The 19,542-nt window shown below is 70.7% G+C and carries 17 protein-coding genes; 6 read left to right on the top strand and 11 right to left on the bottom strand.

The annotated features are described in order from the left end of the window. Nucleotides 1–8: 8 nt before the first annotated feature. From secA2 to JJ691_RS31015, 7 genes are all read right to left on the bottom strand, one after another. Nucleotides 9–2,351, bottom strand: a complete 2,343-nt coding sequence (gene secA2, locus JJ691_RS30985; RefSeq protein WP_249227122.1) for an accessory Sec system translocase SecA2 — start codon at nucleotides 2,349–2,351, stop codon at nucleotides 9–11. Between the two features lie 234 nt (nucleotides 2,352–2,585). Then, the gene (locus JJ691_RS30990) at nucleotides 2,586–3,863 is read right to left on the bottom strand and encodes a glycosyltransferase (protein WP_211763130.1); all 1,278 of its coding nucleotides are present in this window, start codon (nucleotides 3,861–3,863) and stop codon (nucleotides 2,586–2,588) included. After that, on the bottom strand, nucleotides 3,860–4,789 hold the full coding sequence (locus tag JJ691_RS53090) for a DMT family transporter (protein ID WP_211763131.1): 930 nt from the start codon (nucleotides 4,787–4,789) through the stop codon (nucleotides 3,860–3,862). Before JJ691_RS53090 ends, JJ691_RS30990 begins: the two co-directional genes overlap by 4 nt. Further along, complete coding sequence (locus JJ691_RS31000; RefSeq protein ID WP_211763132.1) at nucleotides 4,789–5,511, bottom strand: DUF998 domain-containing protein; 723 nt, start codon at nucleotides 5,509–5,511, stop codon at nucleotides 4,789–4,791. The genes JJ691_RS53090 and JJ691_RS31000 overlap by 1 nt, the downstream gene beginning before the upstream one ends. 528 nt (nucleotides 5,512–6,039) lie before the next feature. After that, nucleotides 6,040–7,527, bottom strand: coding sequence for a DUF1996 domain-containing protein (locus JJ691_RS31005; protein WP_249227124.1), 1,488 nt, complete (start codon nucleotides 7,525–7,527; stop codon nucleotides 6,040–6,042). A 15-nt stretch (nucleotides 7,528–7,542) separates the two neighbouring features. Next, a complete protein-coding gene (locus JJ691_RS31010; RefSeq protein WP_211763133.1) occupies nucleotides 7,543–8,325 on the bottom strand; it encodes a DUF4142 domain-containing protein in 783 nt (260 codons plus the stop codon). Then, nucleotides 8,322–8,849, bottom strand: coding sequence for a hypothetical protein (locus JJ691_RS31015; RefSeq protein WP_249227125.1), 528 nt, complete (start codon nucleotides 8,847–8,849; stop codon nucleotides 8,322–8,324). The genes JJ691_RS31010 and JJ691_RS31015 overlap by 4 nt, the downstream gene beginning before the upstream one ends. A gap of 178 nt (nucleotides 8,850–9,027) precedes the next feature. Here JJ691_RS31015 and JJ691_RS31020 point away from each other — a divergent pair, with 178 nt between their 5' ends. After that, nucleotides 9,028–9,573 (top strand): sigma-70 family RNA polymerase sigma factor, encoded by a 546-nt coding sequence (locus JJ691_RS31020; RefSeq protein WP_249227126.1) that lies wholly within the window; start codon nucleotides 9,028–9,030, stop codon nucleotides 9,571–9,573. Beyond that, entirely contained in the window at nucleotides 9,570–10,442 is an 873-nt protein-coding gene (locus JJ691_RS31025; RefSeq protein ID WP_211763135.1) for an anti-sigma factor family protein, read from the top strand. The genes JJ691_RS31020 and JJ691_RS31025 overlap by 4 nt, the downstream gene beginning before the upstream one ends. 73 nt (nucleotides 10,443–10,515) lie before the next feature. Here the strand turns inward: JJ691_RS31025 and JJ691_RS31030 are convergent, their stop codons facing one another. Next, a complete protein-coding gene (locus JJ691_RS31030; RefSeq protein WP_211763136.1) occupies nucleotides 10,516–12,144 on the bottom strand; it encodes a S53 family peptidase in 1,629 nt (542 codons plus the stop codon). A gap of 131 nt (nucleotides 12,145–12,275) precedes the next feature. On the opposite strand from JJ691_RS31030, the gene JJ691_RS31035 reads away from it, so the two are divergent. Further along, a complete protein-coding gene (locus JJ691_RS31035) occupies nucleotides 12,276–13,262 on the top strand; it encodes a hypothetical protein (RefSeq protein ID WP_211763137.1) in 987 nt (328 codons plus the stop codon). Between the two features lie 158 nt (nucleotides 13,263–13,420). Beyond that, nucleotides 13,421–14,938, top strand: coding sequence for an LCP family protein (locus JJ691_RS31040; protein WP_249227127.1), 1,518 nt, complete (start codon nucleotides 13,421–13,423; stop codon nucleotides 14,936–14,938). A gap of 22 nt (nucleotides 14,939–14,960) precedes the next feature. Here the strand turns inward: JJ691_RS31040 and tatA are convergent, their stop codons facing one another. Continuing rightward, nucleotides 14,961–15,224, bottom strand: coding sequence for a Sec-independent protein translocase subunit TatA (gene tatA / locus JJ691_RS31045; RefSeq protein ID WP_211763139.1), 264 nt, complete (start codon nucleotides 15,222–15,224; stop codon nucleotides 14,961–14,963). Between the two features lie 194 nt (nucleotides 15,225–15,418). On the opposite strand from tatA, the gene JJ691_RS31050 reads away from it, so the two are divergent. After that, nucleotides 15,419–15,892: a helix-turn-helix domain-containing protein gene (locus JJ691_RS31050; protein WP_211771820.1), complete on the top strand. Its 474-nt coding sequence runs from the start codon at nucleotides 15,419–15,421 to the stop codon at nucleotides 15,890–15,892. 299 nt (nucleotides 15,893–16,191) lie between these two features. Here the strand turns inward: JJ691_RS31050 and JJ691_RS31055 are convergent, their stop codons facing one another. Beyond that, a complete protein-coding gene (locus JJ691_RS31055) occupies nucleotides 16,192–17,685 on the bottom strand; it encodes a flavin-containing monooxygenase (protein WP_211763140.1) in 1,494 nt (497 codons plus the stop codon). Between the two features lie 111 nt (nucleotides 17,686–17,796). Between JJ691_RS31055 and JJ691_RS31060 the strand changes: the two genes are divergently transcribed. After that, the gene (locus tag JJ691_RS31060) at nucleotides 17,797–18,375 is read left to right on the top strand and encodes a TetR/AcrR family transcriptional regulator (protein ID WP_211771821.1); all 579 of its coding nucleotides are present in this window, start codon (nucleotides 17,797–17,799) and stop codon (nucleotides 18,373–18,375) included. A 40-nt stretch (nucleotides 18,376–18,415) separates the two neighbouring features. Here JJ691_RS31060 and JJ691_RS53205 read toward each other — a convergent pair whose 3' ends face one another. Then, nucleotides 18,416–19,510 carry an NADAR domain-containing protein gene (locus tag JJ691_RS53205; protein ID WP_306291321.1) on the bottom strand — a complete coding sequence of 365 codons (1,095 nt, stop codon included), beginning with the start codon at nucleotides 19,508–19,510 and terminating at the stop codon, nucleotides 18,416–18,418. Between the last annotated feature and the right edge of the window lie 32 nt (nucleotides 19,511–19,542).

A 19,542-nucleotide genomic window follows, 5' to 3' on the forward strand; every position in this document is an offset into this window, starting at 1 on the left:
CGCGCACGCTACCGCCTCGAACCGCCGCCCAGCAGCCGGCCCACACCCCGCACGCTGCGCTCCAGGTCCGAACCGAACGGGTTCTCGTGCACCAGATACGTCCAGGTCGCGGTGGGCCGGGACAGGCCCTCGCCGGACAGGTCCACGCCGTCCTCGGTGATCTTGGCCGTCTCGAAGGTCTCGACCGTCTTCTCGCCGGCCACCCGGAACAGCGCGTTGAACGCCGGGATCGCCGCCCGGTGGTACTCGGCGATCGGGCTCTCGCGGGACAGCGCCCACAGGTGGATGCCCTCGCGCAGGTCGGCCAGCATGGCCAGGTGCTCGGCCCAGCCGCGGTCCAGGTGCAGCAGCGCGATCTGGCGGGCCGCGTCGACCAGGACGTCCTCGCCGACCTTGTCCAACACCTCCTGGTACCGGTCCGGCGCGGACTTCTTCAGCTCCCGCGCCGCCAGGTCGGTGCGCAGCAGCTGGTCGCGGCGCTCGCCGAGGATCTTGCGGTGCTGCGCGGAGAGCTGGTTGTAGCGCCAGGTGTTGGCGTGCACCTCGAGGTTCTCAGCCTCGGCCACCCGCTGGGCGTGGGCGATGGTGTGCGGGGCCAGCTTGTCGGTGACCCGGCCGCCGTCCTCGATCTTGCCCGGGCCCGGCTCCTCGGCCGCGAACTGGGTGACGATGTCGTCGCCGAAGCTGGCGAAGAACACCGACCGGCCCGGGTCGCCCTGCCGGCCGGCCCGCCCGCGCAGCTGGTCGTCGAGGCGCGAGCTGTGGTGCCGGCCGGTGCCGATCACGTACAGGCCGCCCAGCTCGGCCACCCGCTCGTGGTCGGCGCCGTCCGCGCCGCCGAGCCGGATGTCCGTGCCGCGGCCGGCCATCTGGGTGGAGACCGTCACCGTGCCGTACTGGCCGGCCTCGGCGACGATCGCCGCCTCCTCGGCGTCGTTCTTGGCGTTGAGCACCACGCAGGGCACGTCCATCTCGGCCAGCCGGGCCGCGAACGCCTCCGACTCGGCCACGTCCTGGGTGCCGATCAGCACCGGGCGGCCGGTCTCGTGCGCCTTGACGATCTCGTCGACGATCGCCGCGTTCTTGTCGATGACCGTGTCGTAGATGCGGTCCGGCTCGTCCACGCGGACGCACGGCACGTTCGGCGGCACCTCGGCCACCTGGAGGTCGTAGAAGGTGCGCAGCTGGTCGGCCGCCGCCAGCGCGGTGCCGGTCATGCCGCAGACCTTCGGGTAGCGCTTGAGCAGGGCCTGGACCGTGATCGTGTCCAGCACCTCGCCGGTCTCGCTGGCCGCCAGCGCCTCCTTGGCCTCGACCGCCGCCTGCAGGCCGTCGGGCCAGCGCTGCAACCGGGCCACCCGGCCGCGGGAGGGGTTGATCAGCTGGACCTTGCCGTCGCGCACGATGTAGTCGACGTCGCGGCGCAGCAGCACCTCCGCGTGCAGCGCCACGTTCACTCGCGGCAGCGTCGTGCCCACGTGCTCCGCCGAGTACAGGTCGATGCCGCCCAGCGCGCGCTCCACCGCTTCCGCGCCCGCGCCGGTCAGGTAGACGTTGCGCTGCTCGTCGTCGATCTCGTAGTGCATGCCCGCGCGCAGCAGGCGCACCACGTCCGGCAGCTCCCGGTCCGGCTCGCCGGCCGCCGCCGCGCCGGCCAGCACCAGCGGCACCCGGGCCTCGTCCACCAGCACCGAGTCCGCCTCGTCGACCAGGGCCACGCCCGGCTCCGGCGACACCAGGTCCTCGACCTTCGTCGCCGTGTGGTCGCGCAGCTCGTCGAAGCCGATCTCACTCACCGACGCGTAGGTCACGTCGGCCGCGTAGGCCTCGCGGCGGCGGTCCGGGTCGCAGGCGCCGCTGATCCAGTTCACCGTGACGCCCAGCAGCCCGTACAGCGGGCCCATCCACTCCGCGTCGCGGCGGGCCAGGTAGTCGTTCACCGACACCACGTGCACCGGCCAGCCGTGCAGCGCGTACCCCGCCGCCGTGATCGCGCCGGCCAGGGTCTTGCCCTCACCCGTGGGCAGCTCCACCACTCGGCCCTTGAGCATCCAGCCCGTGGTCGTCAGCTGCACGTCGAACGGCCGCTCCCTGAGCGTGCGGCGGGCCGCCTCCCGGCCGAGGGCCAGCAGCTGCGCGAGGTCCTTGTCGTCGTAGTCGCTGCGGTCGTCCTTGCGCAGCTTCTCCGCCGCCTGCGTCAGCTGCTCGTCGGTCAGCTCCCGCAGCTCGTCCTCGCGCGCGCCAGCAGCGGCCACTACGGCGTGCAGCTTGCTCGTCTCACGAGCAACCGCACGGCCCTGCAGCAGCCGCCAGAACCCGGTCGTCAGGCGCTTCTTGCGCTCCCCCGCCACAGCACCTGTTTACCATCCCGACACCCCGCGCCGCGCCGGTCGACCGACCCCAACCACCCGCAAGATCGCCACGACTCCGGCGTTACGCCCCTTTTGCGCCGGTTACGCCGTGTCCGCCAGCGCCCAGGTCCGAATCAGCACGGTCCTCGGGTAGTCGGCCCGACGTGGTGAAGGGGCCCTTCCTCGCGTTCAACGAGAGGAAAAGCCCCTTCCAAGCGTGTGTCGGCGCGCCGATCAGGCGGTGCGCTCGGCGCGCTCCCGGGGGGAGTCGCCGGCCTGCTCCGGCACCCGGGGGTGGTCGGCGATACGGGTGAGCCGGCGGGACTCGGCCATCGCCTCCTTGTAGACGTCCTCGAAGGTGGCCAGCGTGGTGTTCACGCCGTGGGTGCCGATGATCTCCAGGCTCTCCTTGCCCATGCGCTCGCGCTCGGCGTCGTCGGAGAACAGCTGGGTGAGGCGGGCGGCCAGGGTGGGGACGTTGCCGGGCGGGTAGAGCCAGCCGTTGCGGCCGGGCCGGGCCAGGTGGGGCAGGGCCATGGCGTCGGCGGCGACGACGGGCTTGCCGGCGGCCATCGCCTCCATGGTGGCCAGGCTCTGCAGCTCGGCGATGCCGGGCATGCAGAAGGCGTCGCACGAGGCGTAGGCGTCGAGCAGCTCCTCGTCGGAGATGAAGCCGCGGAACGTGACCCGGTCGGCGATGCCGAGCTGGCCGGCGAGCTGCTCCAGGGCCTCCCGCTTGCTGCCGTCGCCGACGATCTCGGCCCGGACCTTGAGCTCGGCCGGGATGAGCGGCAGGGCCCGGATCAGCTCGTGGACCCGCTTCTCCTCGTCGAGGCGGCCGACGAACAGCACGGTGCGGTGCTCGGCGTCGGGCGAGACCGGCCGGTCCAGGTAGCGGTCCAGGTCGATGCCGCACGAGATGGCCCGCGCCTGCTGGGGCAGGCCGTTGTCCATGAGCAGCTGCACGGCCCGCGGCGTGGGCGCGGTGACCACGCCGGCGTTGCCGAAGTTGCGGGTGAGGTCCCACCAGGCCGCCTTGGACGCCAGCGAGCGCAGCAGCATCGGCATCCGCATGTGGCCGAGGATGTTCTCGGGCATGAAGTGGTTGGTCGCCACCAGCGGGATCCGCAGCAGCTCGGCCTGCCAGATCAGCGCGCGGGTGAGCAGGAAGTGCGACTGGACGTGGATGATGTCCGGCTTGATCTCGGCCAGCAGCGGGGCCATCGCCTTCTGCGCCTTCCACGGCCAGGCGACCCGGAACGACGGGTGGAACGGCGTGCGGAACGCCGACAGCCGGTGAATCGTGATTCCGTCGACCTCGTCAACAGAGGGCCGGCCGCTCGGGGCCGGGCACATCACGTGCACCTGGTGGCCCCGGGAGGCGAGGCCGACCGCGAGCCGGTGCGTGAACCGAGCCGCCCCGTTGACGTCCGGCGGGAAGGTCTCGGCGCCGATCACGATGCGCAGTCCGGAGGCCGCCTCGTGCCGATCGGGCACCTGGGACCAGGTCATTTCGTACTCCCGTCGTAGTGCTGGGTCGTCATCCCGGGCGCGACAAGCTGCCGGTCGCCGTCGACGACTGTATTAGCTGGCGGTGTTGACTTCGGTCGACGCAGCGTGAGCACGACCACGCCGGTGGCGGCGACCACAGCGCAGGTCAGGGCTCCGGCGACCACTGGCACGGAGGTGTCGGTGGCTTCACCGAGCAACACCACGCCCAGCCCGACGGCGACCAACGGGTCGATCACGGTCAGGCAGCCGATGACGACCTCGGGCGGACCGCTGGCGTAGGCGTGCTGGACCAGCCAGCCGCCGACCACGATGCCGACCGCGATGCCAAGGACCTCGGGCAGCGGGAAGGGATGGCCGCCCTCGGTGAGTTGTTGGAGCGTGCCCCGCATCAGCAGGGACACGTAGCCGAAGCTGACGCCGGACGCCGTGGCGAAGCCCAGGCAGCGGACCGCGCCGGTGTTCAGCGCGGCGATGGCGGCCAGGCCGCCGACCACGCCCACCACCAGCACGGTGGCCCGCATCTCGGTGTCCGGCGCGACCACGGTGGCCTTGGCCTGGGTGGCGGCGAGCAGCACGAACGCGATGGTGCCGATGGTGCTGGCCACGACCGCGCCGATGGCCACCCGGTCCAGGTGGAGCTTCTCGATGCGCACCGACATCACCGTGGTCAGCGCGAACGCCAGGATGCCGATCGGCTGGACCACGGACAACGGGGCCAGCCCGAGGGCGGTGGCGTGCAGCCCGGCCCCGGCGGCGGCGATGGCGATGCCGGCCAGCCACAGCGGCTGGCGGGCCAGCCGCAGCATGGTGGCCAGCCGCAGGCCGCGTTCGTCGGTGCTCTCGCTGAGGCCGCCGTGCTGCAGCCTCGCCGAGACGGCGTTGCAGCAGGCCCCGAGCACCGCCAGTGCGATCGCGAGCGGGATCATCAGGCACCACCCTCGACCAGGCCGGCCTCCTGGTGGCGCTCCACCGCCGGCCTCGCGCCCCGCCACAACGCCATGCCCAATACGAACAGCAGCGCCATGTCGATACCGAAGAGTATACGCTCGGCCAGGCCGAGGTAATTCTTCATAAAGCCAAGAAAGGGCAGCATGTCCGGCTCATTGATGGCCAGCTGAATACCGGCGAATGTGGCCAGCACGATTGTGCTGGCCATCGACAGGCGCAACACGATCGGCGCGAACCGCTCCCACCCCACGGTCAGCTGACACCGCCTGGCCAGCAGGAATCCCGCCGCGGACAGGCACGGGAAGAAGAAGATCGCGGCCCAGCGGTGCACCGTGCCGGAAATGGAGGACACCGCCGGCGTCGGGTCGGTCGGAAAGACCAGCGCGACCACGAGCCCCACACACCACACGGACACCAGCACGGTCAGCACGATTCCCCGAACAATTCCTACCCCGGCCAGTCCGACCATCAGCGCGACGGACCCCACCGCCAACGCGACCAGACTTGTGTCGAAATACCTGGACCCCTGTTTGGCGAATACATAGTCGCTGATCGTGTGCCTGATCGGATTGAGCTGTCCGCTCGACTCCAGGTGCAGGTACACCATCGGCAGCAGCGCGGCGACAAAGCTGACGATCGCGAGCAGCGCCCACGTCCGACGCCTGTCCCTGGTTCGGCCCCCAGCCGCCTGGTCGCTCACGGCGTCGATTCTCACCTCATCCGCACACACGGGTCCATGGGGGACACCCCTGGTTTAGGGGTGGGGAAAACCCCCGGACCGCCGGAGCCGAACACCACCCCCCGCAGGTGGCGGCCCCCTCGGCCAGGGAGCGCGCGAGCGAATCCCCGGTCAGCGGCACCGTACTGCCCGACCGACAGCCCACCGACAGGATCGACAGCGTGGCGCGCCACACTATCGAGTGTGATGCGGATCACATCGAATTGAGGTCACGATCAGGTTTCGAAATGAAAGTTGATCTTGGCGTATCTGAGGGTTCTCTCAGGTAATCCCTTATCACTTTCCTGTCGCGTTCACCGGAAGCCTTGCGGAAGTTGCCCACCGGTTTACTCGACGTTCACTCCTGGCAGAAATAGACGTAAAACAGCGAACGCCCCACCCGACTGGCTGTCGGGTGGGGCGTTCGCAGGGTGGGCGCCGGGCCGCTGGCCGCATGTCGGGCGCGGCGCCCGCAGAGATGATCAGTTCGCGGCGATCAGCTCGCGGCGATCAGCTGCCGGTCATCGAGCAGGGCGCCATCGACACCAGGTTGCCCTGCGGCTGCGGGGCCCGGGCCTGGTTGAACAGGTTGAGGATCTGGTTGATCAGGAACTGCCGGTTGTTCTGCAGCGGGGCCAGGATGGAGTTGTTGACGAAGTCCTGCGTCGCCTGGCTGCCGGCCGCCTGCATCCGGTTGTTGGCGTCGTTGAGGAAGTTGTCCATCTGGTCCAGGTCCTGGTTGACCGACGACTGCACCGAGGCCGGGATGGCCGGCATCTGGGACCGCACGTCGGGGCAGGTCACACTCTGGTTGGACGCGGGCTGGCCGTTGTTGCCGCCCCCGTTCTTGCCACCGCCACCGTTGTTGCCACCGCCACCGTTGTTGCCGCCACCGCCGTTGTTGCCGCCGCCCTGGGGCTGGTTGACGCACTGCTGGCCGTTGTTGATGCAGCTGACCACGCCGTTCTCCTGCTGGGCGCTCATCACGTTCTCCCAGTCGGCGTGGTCGGTGGCCGGACTGTGCAGCTGGCCGTCGAAGCCGTCCACCGCGAACACCGAGCCGTTGGGCACCGAGTTGTAGACCAGGTCGTACTCCAGCTGCGGCACCGCCTTGGTGCCCCTCGGGCACTGCCCGTTGCCCTTGGCGAACACGATGTGCGTGCGGTGGTTGGCCGAGTCGGTGTTCTTGCCGTCCCAGCAGTTCGGGAACTGCATGATCCGCTCGACGGCGCTGTTGCCGGGGCACACCGGGTACTTGTTGGTGATCCGGTTCTCGAAGCCGGTGCAGGTCCAGGTGGCCTTGGCGTTGGTCGGGCCGTTGGTGACCTCCTTGGCGTCACCCATGATGGCCCGCAGGAACTGCGGCGTCGGGGTCACCTTGTTGGCGCCGCCGCTGGTGAACTTGATCGTCACCTGGTTGGGCTCGACCAGCCGGCCGATGTTGCCCGCGTCCGGCCCCGGCTGGTTGTTGGTCTTGCCGTTGGGCTCCTGCTTGATCCGGATGACCGGCCAGAAGAACGCCGACTTGTCGCCGTTGGCGCAGGTCGTGCCGCCGGCGGCCAGGCTGCGGTCGTTGGAGCGGGCCGTGGTGGTCCGGTTGCCGACGTAGTCGTGCACGTGCAGGGCGCCGTGGTCGACGCCGGGCGTGACGATGAAGTTGTCGGAGTTGTGGTGGTTGTTCTGGTTGGTGCCGCAGTCCTCGGTGAAGGTGCCGCTCGCGCCGCCGGCGTTGGCGTTGCGGTTGGGCTGGACCTTCTTGATGTCGATGAAGTCGTTGGCGAACGGGCCGATCTTGTTCGAGCCGGGCTTGGGCGCCTTCGCCAGCAGGGCCTGGACGCTGGCCATCTCGGGCGAGTCACCGCCGGTGGCGGCGAACGAGTCGCCCATGCCCGCGGCGACACCGATGCCCACGGCCGATCCGGCGGCCAACACGAGGCCGCCGATCACCGCGGTCAGCCGCGTACCGCGCGACCAGGGCGTCCTGAGTTTTCCTAGCACTGAATTCTCACCTCGTCATGCGGAGTTGACGACCCTGCGGATGATCATCACGGTGCCCCAGGCCAACGCGCCGATGAGCAGCACGCCGACGAGCACGACGGCCGGGGAGGGCCGGTCGTCGACGACGGTTGTCGTGGTCGTGGACTGCTGGACCGTGGGCGCCGTCGTCGGGGTGGCGCCAGCGCCCTGGGCGGCCTGGGAGCCGGCCGGGTTCTGATCGGTCGTCTGAGGAAGGGCCGGATCGGACAGCGCGGAGGAGTCCACCAACTTGGTGCCCTCCAACACGGTCATGTGCTTCATGACCGTGTTGACCGCGCCCTGAGCGAACTGCTTGATCAGATCGTTCTTCGTCCCCGCACGCGCCGCGGCGACTGCCGTGAACACCTTTCCGCTCGCCTGGCGCACCAGGTTCACGTAGTCGTGGTCGAACGTCGCGCCCGCCTCGTCGTGCAGCTGGGCCAGCCAGCCCTGCTGGTCGTTGTCGGGCTGGCCCGGCAGCTGCACGCCCAGCTGCTCGGCGGCCTGGGCCGCCTGCTGGTTGAGGGCCGTGTCGTCGGTCACCAGGGTGGCGGCCACGGTGCGGACCGCGGCCGCCGACGCCTGGTTGCGGGCCATGCCGCCGGCGGCGATCTCCCACATCCCCGACTGCATGACCGTCGTCAGCACGTCCTGGTCGCTCTGGCTGACGCTCTGCGCACCCTGGTCGCCCGGCGCCGCCGCATGCGCCACCGCCGCCATGATCGGGGACATCATGGCGAGCACGGTGGCCGCGAGCAGCGCGAGGACCCTGGTGATCATGACGTGGCCGCCACCTTCTTGCCGTCGGGTCCGATGGCGAACCACAACCCGCCCTGGCCCTGCCCGGTGGTGTCACCGGGCTTCTGGTCAGGGTCGTACCGGTAGAGCGGCCAGCCGCCCAGCGTCATCTGCTTGGTGCCGTCCGTCCGCGTGACCTCGCCGACCAGGCCCTGGCCGACGCCCTCGACGGCGACCGCGCCGTCCTTGGCCGACACCGGCTCCCAGGTCAGCGCGCACTCCCCGTCGCAGGTCGCCTTGGACGGCGACGCCGAGTCGTGCGCGTACACGTAGAGCGTGAACCCCTGGTCGTCCACGACGATCCGGCCGAGGGCCGAGTTGGCCACGCTGAGCGCGGCGTTGTTGGCCGGTGCGTCGGCGTCGGAGGTGTACACCGGGGTGGCGACGGCCTCGGCCGCGGTGGCCGCCTGCGAGCCGGTCCCGCACGCGGATGTGAACGCGAGCGGCAGCAGGCCCAGCGCGGCGACGGCCGTCAGCCGACCACGACGCCTGTGGCGCAGGTGCACGGTGTCGTCCTTTCGAGCGGGATGCGGGGTCGCCACTAAGTACTCAGCGCGCTCGGATTCGGCTCACTTGTGGGTGCAACCGCTCACATTCACAGTTGACCGTGACCAATTGCTACGTAGAGTGCACTTCCGCAAACACGTTCGTGGCATCAAGATGTCTCCCGTGGTGCGGTACCGGATGACCAGACGCGACCAGCCCGTGGCGGCCAACGCCGCCGGCGGGGACTCGACGCTGGTCACCGCGCTCTACCAGGAACACCGCGGCGCGCTGTTCGGCCACGTGCTCCGGCTGACCGGTGGCGACCAGCAGTGGGCCGAGGACGTCGTCCAGGAGACGCTGTTCCGGGCCTGGCGCAACGCGGACAAGCTCGACGACGCCCCCGGGCTGTTACGGGCGTGGCTGTTCACCGTCGCCCGCCGGATCGTGATCGACGGCCGGCGCAGCAAGGGCGCGCGGCCGCCGGAGACCGAGGCCGGGCCGCTGGAACTGGTGGCCGTGCCCGACGGCACCGACAAGGCCCTGTCGGCCATGGTGGTGGCCGAGGCGCTGCGCAGCCTGTCCCCCGAGCACCGCGAGGCTATCCTCCAGACATACCTCAAGGACCGGACGGTGAACGAGGCCGCCGAGGTCCTGGGGGTGCCACCGGGCACGGTGAAGAGCCGGGTGTACTACGCACTGCGGGCCCTGCGGCGAGCCCTGCAGGATCGGGGGATGACCACATGACATCGCCGACCGACCACGTGGACGTCGCGGCCTACGTGCTGGGTGCGCTGGACGAGTCGGAGAACGCGGCCTTCGAGCGCCACCTGGCCACGTGCCCGCGCTGCCAGGCCGAGCTGAACGAGCTGTCCGGCCTGCCCTCGCTGCTGGACCAGGTCCGCGGCAGCGGCCTGCTGGCCGACCTGCTCGGCGACGACCTGACCGGGCCCACCCACGGCAGCCTCAACCCGGGCCAGGGCCTGAGCACTCCCCCACCGATGCTGGGCAACGCCGGCCCGTTCCCCAGCGGCCCGCCCGCCCCGCCGAGCGGCCCCCGGCACGGCCCCCGGCCGCCGATGAGCGGCCTGCCCGACCTGTCCGACTTCCGCCCGGCGCCGCAGCTGCCCGCGCCACCGCGGCCCGAGGACAACGTGCTGCAGGGCGTGATGGTGAACATCGCCGACGCCCGGCGGCGCCGCAAGCGCACCGGCCTGCTGGCCGCGGCTGCGGCGGCCGTGCTGATCGTCGGCGGCCCGCTGCTCACGCTCGGCCTGACCGGCGCCTTCAGCAGCGGCCCGGCCGAGACCATCCAGGCCAGCAACGGCCCGGTGAGCGCCAAGATCGGCCTGACCGGCGACGACCACGGCACCGGGGTGTCGTTCGACCTGACCGGCGTCAAGGGCCCGCTGGACTGCACCCTGTACGCGGTGTCCAAGGACGGCAAGACCAAGCGCTCCGTCAGCAGCTGGACGGTGGACGCCAAGGGCTACGGCACGGCCGAGAACTCCGCGGCGCTGCACATCGACGGCAACACCTCGATCGCCCGGCAGGACCTGGGCAAGCTGGAGTTCGCCCGCGAGGACGGGCCCGACATCCTCGACGTCGACGTCTGATCTTGTCGCCCCGTGAACGTCTGTGGCGCACGGCCTCCGCCGTGCGCCACAGACAGATAACGATGAGGGTCGCTCAGCCCAGCAGCGCGTCACCCAGCGTGATGCCGTTGGGGGTGCCCCAGCCGCTGGCCATGTCGTAGCCCGCAGCCGCCTTATAGAAGCGGTTGTCCCCGACTGTCACGTCGTTGACATCCGCACCGCCCAGTGCGTACAGCTTCGGGTTCAGCTGGCCGACCACCAGCTTGCCCAGGACGCCGGCCCGCTGGTTGATCAGCGTCAGGTAGGACGCCCACAGCGGAGCCGCCGCGCTGGTGCCGCCGTTGCGGCCCCACGCGCCCTGGATGTAGACGGAGTACTCGCCGCCGGCCGCCGCCGCCGACACGTCCGGCACCTGCCGCTTGCCGCCCGTGCCCTGCCAGGACGGCTTGTCGAACACCGTCGACTGCCCGCCGCCGCCGGCCCAGCCGCCGCCCTGGTTCCACGTCGTCTCCGAGGCGCGGGTGCCGTCCGCGTTCAGGGTCAGCGTGGTGCCGCCGACGCTGGTCACGTTCGGGTCCGAGCCGGGGAAGTCCACGGCCAGGTCGGCCGCGTGCTGGGTGTTGGCGTCCCGCTCGCAGTCGTAGGCCCCCGCGTCGCCGGCCGGCGCGAAGAACGTCATGCCCTGGGCGGCCGCCTGCTTGGCCACCGCGTCCACCGCCTGCATCGAGGCGAGGCTGCGGTCGTACTCGCACAGGCCCCAGCTCGACGACGCCACCGGCACGTTGTCGGCGACCATCGCGTTCCACATGTCCACCTCGGCCGAGGTGGTGTTGGGCGCGGTGTAGACGACCAGGTTGGCCTTGGGCGCGATCGCGTGCGCCACCTCGATGTCCAGCTCCACCTCGGCCTGCGCCGAGCCGGCGTCGGTGTTGCCGCCGTCGATGTTCTTCACCGTCGGCGGCGTGGTCGGCAGGTTGTACTGGTGGTCGTAGGTGTCGATGTTGGCCTGGTCGAACTTGCCGTACTCGAACAGCGCCAGGGTCTGGCCGGCGCCGGTGTCGAAGGAGTTCAGCCCGTACGCCGACCGCAGCTCGGTCGGCGTGTAGCCGCCGCCGGGGCCGCTGCCGACCTTGGGGCCGGCCACCTCGGCGTCCCGCCGCTGGGGCAGGTAGTGCTCGTCCAGCCCGGTCACGCCGCTGACCAGCGAGGCCAGCGAGGTCGGCACCTTGGGCGTGGCGTCGGCGGCGGTGAAGTCCCGACCCAGGCCCGCGTCGTGCCAGCGGGCCAGCGAGGTGTTGAAGGCGGCGCCGAGCTGGTCGGCCGTGCCGGTGGCGTCCACCGCCAGCCGGTTCGCGCTCACCCCGGTGACCGTCAGGCCCCGCGACCGCAGGTAGTCGGTGACCCGGTTCACATCGGCCTGGGTCGGTCCGAAACGATCCCGAAACTGTTGCGGCGTAACGTGCTTGGCGCGGCCGGCGGCCTGGTCGGCGAGCAGTCCGTCCAGTTCGGACTGATTACGCAGCTTGAGGCTGACCGCCACGGACAGCCGCTCGGCGCCGGGTAACTGGCCGGTTCTCACCGCGCGGTCGAGTCCGGGCACGACGCTCGCCACCAGCGGCGAGAACGCCGGCGTCGGCTGCGCGAGCGCGGGTGCGCCCACGCTGACCAGCGACAACGGACCTACGGTGAGGATCGCGACCATGGTGCGGCGGGACAGGGCCACTTGCACTCCTTCGAGTGGTATCGATCACTCAGCGCCCCTAAAATAGACCAGTCCGACGTTGGCAGATGAACCAACGGGGGGAATGACCCGCCACGTCCGCGCACGGACCGTCGCAGCTTGGAGGTACCCGCGTGACCCGCACCTTCGCCGCAGCCCTTGACCTCGGAGCCGGACCGGAGCACGAGGAGGAGCTGGGCGAGGTACTGCGCAGAGGGCCGTTCCACCTGGCGTTGCAGGCCGCCATCGCGGCCAGCGGGCTGAGCCTGGAGACCGTGCAGCGCCGGTTGCAGGCCCGCGGCCACGAGGTCAGCGTGGCCAGCCTGAGCTACTGGCAGCGGGGCCGCAGCCGGCCCGAGCGGGCCAGCTCGCTGGAGACCGTGCGCAGCCTGGACACCGTGCTCGGGCTGCCGTCCGGCTCGCTGATCAGCCTGCTCGGGCCGGCCCGGCCGCGGGGCCGCTGGGCCAACCACGTGCCCGGCTCCGTGCCGTACACCGAGCTCGGGCACAGCGAGCGGACCGTCGAGATCCTCTCCGACACCCTCGACCCGGAGACCAACCAGCGGCTGGAGACCCTCAGCCACCACCAGGACCTCTACCTGGACGAGGACGGCCGCGGCTACCGGATGGCCGTGCGCCGGGTGCTGCGGGCCCGGGCCGACGGGGCCGACCGGATGCTGGTGATGAACGTCGGCGACGACCCCGAGGCCGGCAGCCCGGTGTTCACCGCCGGCGTCAACTGCGTGCTCGGCCGCACCGTGTACGACGCCGAGGAGGACGTCACCGCCGCCGAGCTGCTGTTCCACCGCAAGCTCACCATCGGCGAGACGTACCTGGCCGAGTACGAGATCAGCGGCGTCAACCCGAAGGTGCGCACCACCGAGCTGACCCTGGGCTTCCGCCAGCCGACCCGGGAGTGCGTGCTCCAGGTCGTGTTCCACCCCAACGCCGTGCCGGCGCGCTGCTACCCCGTGTGGCAGCCGCAGGCCAAGCAGCAGGCCGCCGGCCGGCGCAACCGCCGCGAGGAGTCCGAGCAGCGCATCGAGCCCAACGGCAGCGTGCACGTGGCCCTGGTCGACATCCCCGCTGGTCTGTACGGCCTACGATGGGAATGGGAGTAGCTACATCGGGTGTTAACGCTGCGCACCGGGTGTCAGCGGTAGCCGATCGCCGTGACCGGGTATAGAAACCGGTGCGGGCCGATCGGCAACCTGCTCCCGGCATGTCACGTCCTGGTGACGGGGAACGCCGTGCGGCCCCGTCATGCGGGAAGGGGCAGGTGTTGGACAACCGGTATCGCCACGGGAGCTCCTACCGCCGGCCGTATCGGCGGCCGTACCGGCCGAGCAACGGCCTGCGCAACGCCAAGATCGCGGTGGCCCTGGCCTCGACGCTCACGCTGGTGCTGACCTGGTTCGGCTGGACCCAGCTGCAGCAGATCAACAGCGGGCTGACCACGGCCGACGTCATCGAGTCGGGCACCAGCACCGAGTCGCCGGCCGACGGCTCCGAGGACATCCTGCTGGTCGGCATGGACAGCCGGACCGACGCGCAGGGCAACCCCCTGTCCCCCGACCTGCTGGCCCAGCTGCACGCCGGCGGCGACGACGGCGAGTCCAACACCGACACGATGATCCTGGTGCACATCCCCAACGGCGGGAACCGGGCGACCGCGATCTCCATCCCGCGCGACTCGTACGTGGACATCGCCGGCGGCCACGGCACCCACAAGATCAACTCGGCGTTCGCCTGGGGCAAGAACGCCGTGCTGCCGAGCCTGCGGCAGCAGGGCCTGTCCGGCGCGCAGCTGGACGTGCAGTCCAACCAGGAGGGCGCCAAGACCGCCATCCGAACCGTGCAGGACCTGACCGGCGTCACCATCGACCACTACGCGCAGATCAACCTGGCCGGGTTCTACGACATCACCCAGGCCATCGGCGGCGTGCAGGTGTGCCTGAAGAACGCCGTCGACGACACCTTCTCCGGCGCGCACTTCCAGGCCGGGGAGCAGAGCGTGTCCGGGGCCGCCGCGCTGTCGTTCGTGCGGCAGCGGCACGGGCTGCCCGAGGGCGACCTGGACCGGATCCGCCGGCAGCAGGCGTTCATGGCCGGCATGGCGCAGAAGGTGCTGTCCGCCGGCACCCTGGCCGATCCGGACAAGCTGGCCGCGCTGGCCGACGCGATCAAGAAGTCGGTGGTGCTGGACCAGGGCTGGAACCTGGTCAGCTTCGCCCAGCAGCTGCGCGGGCTGACCGGCGGCAGCACCCAGTTCAGCACCATCCCGATCAAGAACATCTCGTATCAGACGCCCGAGGACGGCGACGCCGTGCAGGTCGACCCGTTCCGGGTCCAGGACTTCGTGCGGAGCCTGACCGCCCCGACCACCACCACCCCGGCGCCGCCGGCGATCACCGTGGACGTGTTCAACGGGACCAGCACCGTCGGCCTGGCCGCGCGGACCATGAGCCAGCTGGTGTCCAAGGGCTACGGGCAGGGCGAGACCAGCAACACCATGGCGCGGACCTCCACCCTGGTCACCTACGGCTCCGGCCCGCACGCGCAGGCCGACGCGCAGAAGGTCGCGCACGACCTGGGCGACGGCGTCACCGTGTCCCAGGAGCCCAGCCTGGCCGACGGCCATGTCGAGGTCTACCTGGGCAGCGACTACCGCGGACCCGGGGCCCAGGGCTGGGCCGCTGGTGGTGGCCTCTCGCTCAACGGGGCGGCCTTGAAGGCCGCTCCGACCACCAATTCCGACGCGCCGATCACGGCGGACGGCGTCACCTGCGTCAACTAGCTTCGGGCTAGTCGGGGCAGGCTCAGGACTGGACGTTGCCCTGCTGGTGCGTGGTGTGCTGCGTGGCGCTGGGCTGCTGCGGGGTCTGGGTCAGCTGCTGGGGCGGGGCGGGCTGGGCCGGAGTTTCCTCGGCCTGGCCGTCCTTGGCCCCCATCTCAGCCTTGAAGATCCGCAACGACTGGCCGATGCCGCGAGCGGCGGACGGCAGTTTCTTCGCGCCGAACAGCACCACGATCACCAACAGGATGATGACCAGGTGCGTTGGGGTGAAAAAGTTGAATGGCATCGCCGTCCAGCGTAACCCACGCACCGCCGGGGACAAGCCCGCCAACCGGCCGGACACCCACTGGTAGCCGACCGGCCACTTCCGGCCCCGGTGGCCCCCACCCGGCCTCCCCTGCCCCGTTCGGGTGAGACCCTCGTCCGAAAAGTTCTCGCGAAACCCGCGTAATGAACCGCTCCGTGCGCGCTCTCATCAACGTGCGGATCGACCCGATGACATACCAGCGCGTGCTCGGCGACGAGCTACGCAAGCTGCGCAAGCAACGCGGCTGGACCAGGAAGGTGCTGCAGGGGAAGTTGCAGACCGAGGTCTCGCTGCAGACGCTGGCCACCTACGAACTGGGCACCAGACAGTGCTCGGTGGTCCGGCTGGCCGAGATCTGCCTTGCCCTCGACGCCACGCCCCACGACCTGCTGGCCCGGGTGCACGGCCGGATCTTCACCGACACCCCCGGCGGCGACCACATCCGTCTCGAGCTGTCCCGCGTCGTCGAGGACGGCCAGCCCGAGCTGCTGCCCCTGCGCCGCTGGGCCCGCGACCGCCTCCGCGTCGCCGGCGCCCGCACCTCCGAGGTGCAGCTCGACCTGCCCGCCCTGCGGCAGCTCGCCGAGCTCTGCGGCGTCGACACCGTGGATTTGATGTCGAGGCTCCGGCAGCTCATGACCCACTGACCCCGGTCGCCCTCTCCCCGGCGACCGGTCCCCACCCTGCACCACCCCTGGCCCAGCGCGCCCTCCCCGCCGCCCCCGTTCGTCACCTGCGGTCCGCACGTGGCGTGGAGAGGCAAGCACGACGCGCATGGCCGTCCGGACGCCCTGCCCGGTGCCCTTCGCCGGCCAGGACCCGCGTGTCCCACCACGCGAGAAGCCGGCCGCGGACCCCACCGCGGCCGGCTTCGTGGGAGACCGACACCCCGAAGTCCGCCTCCCGGCTCCTCGCCAGGCCCGCTCGCGCCTGCCCGTCGCCCCCGTCAGCCGACCGCGGTCGGGGTGCGGGTCGCGGCCAGCAGCTCGTAGTCGGCGAGCTCGACCTTGCGGGTTCGCACCTTGTACTGCCAGACGAAGCCGGGCCAGACGGTGCGGTTGACGCCGGCGGAGTCGAGGTACCAGCTCTTGCAGCCGCCGACGCTCCACACGCCCTTGCGCAGCTTGCGCTGGATCTCCAGGTTGAACTTGCGCTGCGGGACGGGCCGCACGTCCATGGCGGCGGCGCGGTGGGAGTCGAGCAGCCGCAGGCACTCCAGCACGTAGCGGCTCTGGGCCTCGATCATCAGCACCACGGAGTTGTGGCCGAGACCGGTGTTGGGGCCGAGCAGGAAGAACAGGTTCGGGAAGCCGGAGACGCCGATGCCGAGATAGGTCTCCAGGCCCTTCTCCCGCCACTGGCTGGTCAGGTCGACGCCGTTGCGGCCCTTGATGTCCAGGTAGTCGAAGGCGTCGGTGACGTGGAAGCCGGTGCCGTAGATGATGGCGTCGACCTCGTGCTCGACACCGTCGGCGGTGACGACGGAGTGCTCGCGGACCTCGGTGATGCCGTCGGTGACCAGCTCGACGTTGGGACGGTTGAAGGTGGCGTAGTAGTCGTTGGAGATCAGCACCCGCTTGCAGCCCATGGTGTAGTCGGGCGTGAGCTTGCGGCGCAGCTCCGGGTCGTGCACCTGCTCGTTGATCTGCTTGCGCACGGGCTGGGAGGCGAAGGCCATCAGCTTCGGGTTGAACGTGAACGCCAGCGCCCGCGCGTCCAGGGCCCAGAACAGGGCGGTCCGCCGCAGCCACTGGGTGAGGGGCAGGTTGCGGAAGAGGGTCTTCTCGATCTTGCTGACCGGTCGGTCGCCCTTCGGCATCACCCACGCCGGCGTGCGCTGGAACACCGTGAGGTGCTCGACCTGCTTGGCGATCTCCGGCACGAACTGGATAGCGCTGGCCCCGGTGCCGATCACGGCGACCCGCTTGCCGGTCAGGTCGTAGTCGTGGTTCCACTGCGCGGAGTGGAAGGTCTCGCCCTGGAACCGCTCGATGCCGGGCAGGTCGGGAATGGACGGGATGTGCAGCGCCCCGATGCCGGCCACCACGGCGCCGGCGGTGTAGGTGTCGCCCGACTCGGTCCGCACCGTCCAGAGCTTGGTGTCGTCGTCGAAGACCGCGCCGACGACCTTCACGCCGAACCGGATGTGCTCGCGCAGCCCGTGCTTGTCGGCGACGATCCGCAGGTAGTCCCAGATCTCCCGCTGGCCCGCGTAGAGCCGGCTCCACTCCGGGTTCTGCTCGTACGAGAAGGAGTACAGGTGGGAGGGGATGTCGCAGGCACAGCCCGGGTAGGTGTTGTCCCGCCAGGTGCCGCCGACGTCCTCGGCCTTCTCCAGGATGACGAAGTCGCGCCGGCCGGCCTGCTTGAGCTGGATGGCCATGCCGAGCCCGGAGAACCCGGTGCCGATGATGACGACGCTGGTGTCCTGCCCGCCCATGTCCCGAATCCTTCCGTCGACCTTTACCGGCAAGTAGGTTACTACGAGTAGGTTACCTTGGGTAGACTCACTCTCGTGACGAGCGCAGCCGACACCGGCCGACGCAGGCGGATGCCCAGGGCGGCCCGCAAGGCCCAGATGCTGGCGGTGGCCGAGGAGGTCTTCGCCGAACGGGGCTACCTGGCCGCCTCCATGGACGAGATCGCCGAGCGGGTCGGTGTGTCCAAGCCCATGCTGTACGAGTACTTCGGCTCCAAGGAGGGACTGCTCGTCGGCTGCATCGACAAGGCCCGCACCGAGCTGCGGGAGGCCACCGAGCAGGCCGTCATCGGCGCCGACAGCGCCGAGGGCATGCTCCGGCTGGGCCTGCTGGCCTTCTTCCGGTTCATCGCCGAGCGCCGGCAGTCCTACGGGCTGCTGCGCCACGAGGCCGCCGTCACCGTGCCCTCCGCCGTCGAGGAGATCGAGGCGATCCGGCGCCAGCAGACCGACCTGATGATCGGCTGGATGGCCCTGTCCCTGCCCGGCGTCGATCCCGTCGAGCTGGAGGCCGCCGCCGAGATCCTGGTCGGCTCCTGCGAGCGGCTGGCCCAGTGGTGCGAACGCCGCCCCGAGATCACCCCGGAGCGCGCCACCGACCTGCTGATGACGGCGGTGTGGACCGGCCTGTCCTCCCGCGCCGGCGACTGACCTCCGCCCCGCCGTCCGGCACCGCGGTGTGCCGGGGCGGTCAGCGTGGGCGTTCGACGGTCCAACCGGTGCGGTCGGCCCATTCCCGGGCCCGGCCGAGGATCTGGTCGATGAGGTCGCCCTTGGCCTCGGCGTACTGGTTCATGTCGAACCACTCCCGGGTGGCGAGCTCCCGCTTGAGCCGCTCGTAGGCGTCGCGGTCGGCGGGGGTGGCCCGGAGCCAGTCGACGAACAGCAGATGGTCGCGTTCCCACTTGCCGCCGGCGGGACAGATGTGCACGTGCACGTCTAGCGCCGCGGTGCGGACCATGCGGTGGTCGGGCTGGCGCACCCGGAGGTGGTAGCCGGCGGCTTCGAGCTGAGGCAGGTAGGTGTCCTCCTTGTCGGCGTCGGCCACGCTGACCTGGACGTCGACGATGGGCTTGGCGGCGAGGCCGGGCACGGCGGTGGAGCCGACGTGGTCGATACGGATCGCGTTGTCGCCCAAGGCTTTGCGGATGCGGTCCCGCTCGGCCCGAAAGCGGGCGGACCAGGCGGGGTCGTGGTCGACGATGGTGATGGCGCGCTGCTCCCGGCCACCGATGAGGCTGGCGCCGACCAGCTGCTCCCGGACAGCCATGAGCACGAAGCCCAGCAGGTTGGCGCCCAGCCAGGTGGCCGGCGACTCGGCCCGCTCGTCGTCGGCGGACAGGCCGATGCCCCAGACCCGGTCCAGCGGCGAGGCCTCGACCAGCACCCGGTCGCTGGTGCCGAGCAGATACCGGCCCAGCAGGGCATGCTGCCCGAACTTGGCCAGGTTGCCGGCGACAACGGCGTCGAACCGGTTGGCGGCCCACACATCGTCGTCGTAGCCCCGCACCTCGCGGCCGAGGGTCTTGGCCTCGTTGGGGTGCCGGGCACGCAGGATGCGCGCGGCGGCCTCCTCGTCACCGAACAGCAACGCCTTGCGGTGCATCATGAAATGCTCGGCGGTGGGGAAGACGAGCCCGTCGGCGGTGAACTCGGCCGGCCACCACTGGCTCAGGCACGAGGGGCCGATGCGACCGTCGCGGCGCGGCTCGTGTCCCCAGAAGTAGACGTACTTCAGCCGCCGGCCCGCGGCCTCGGCGCGGACCAGGTCCTCGACGCTGCGCATCACCACACGTGCTGTCCTACCAGGAAACGGCG

Source organism: Kutzneria sp. CA-103260, assembly GCF_018263855.1.
Lineage (GTDB): Bacteria > Actinomycetota > Actinomycetes > Mycobacteriales > Pseudonocardiaceae > Kutzneria.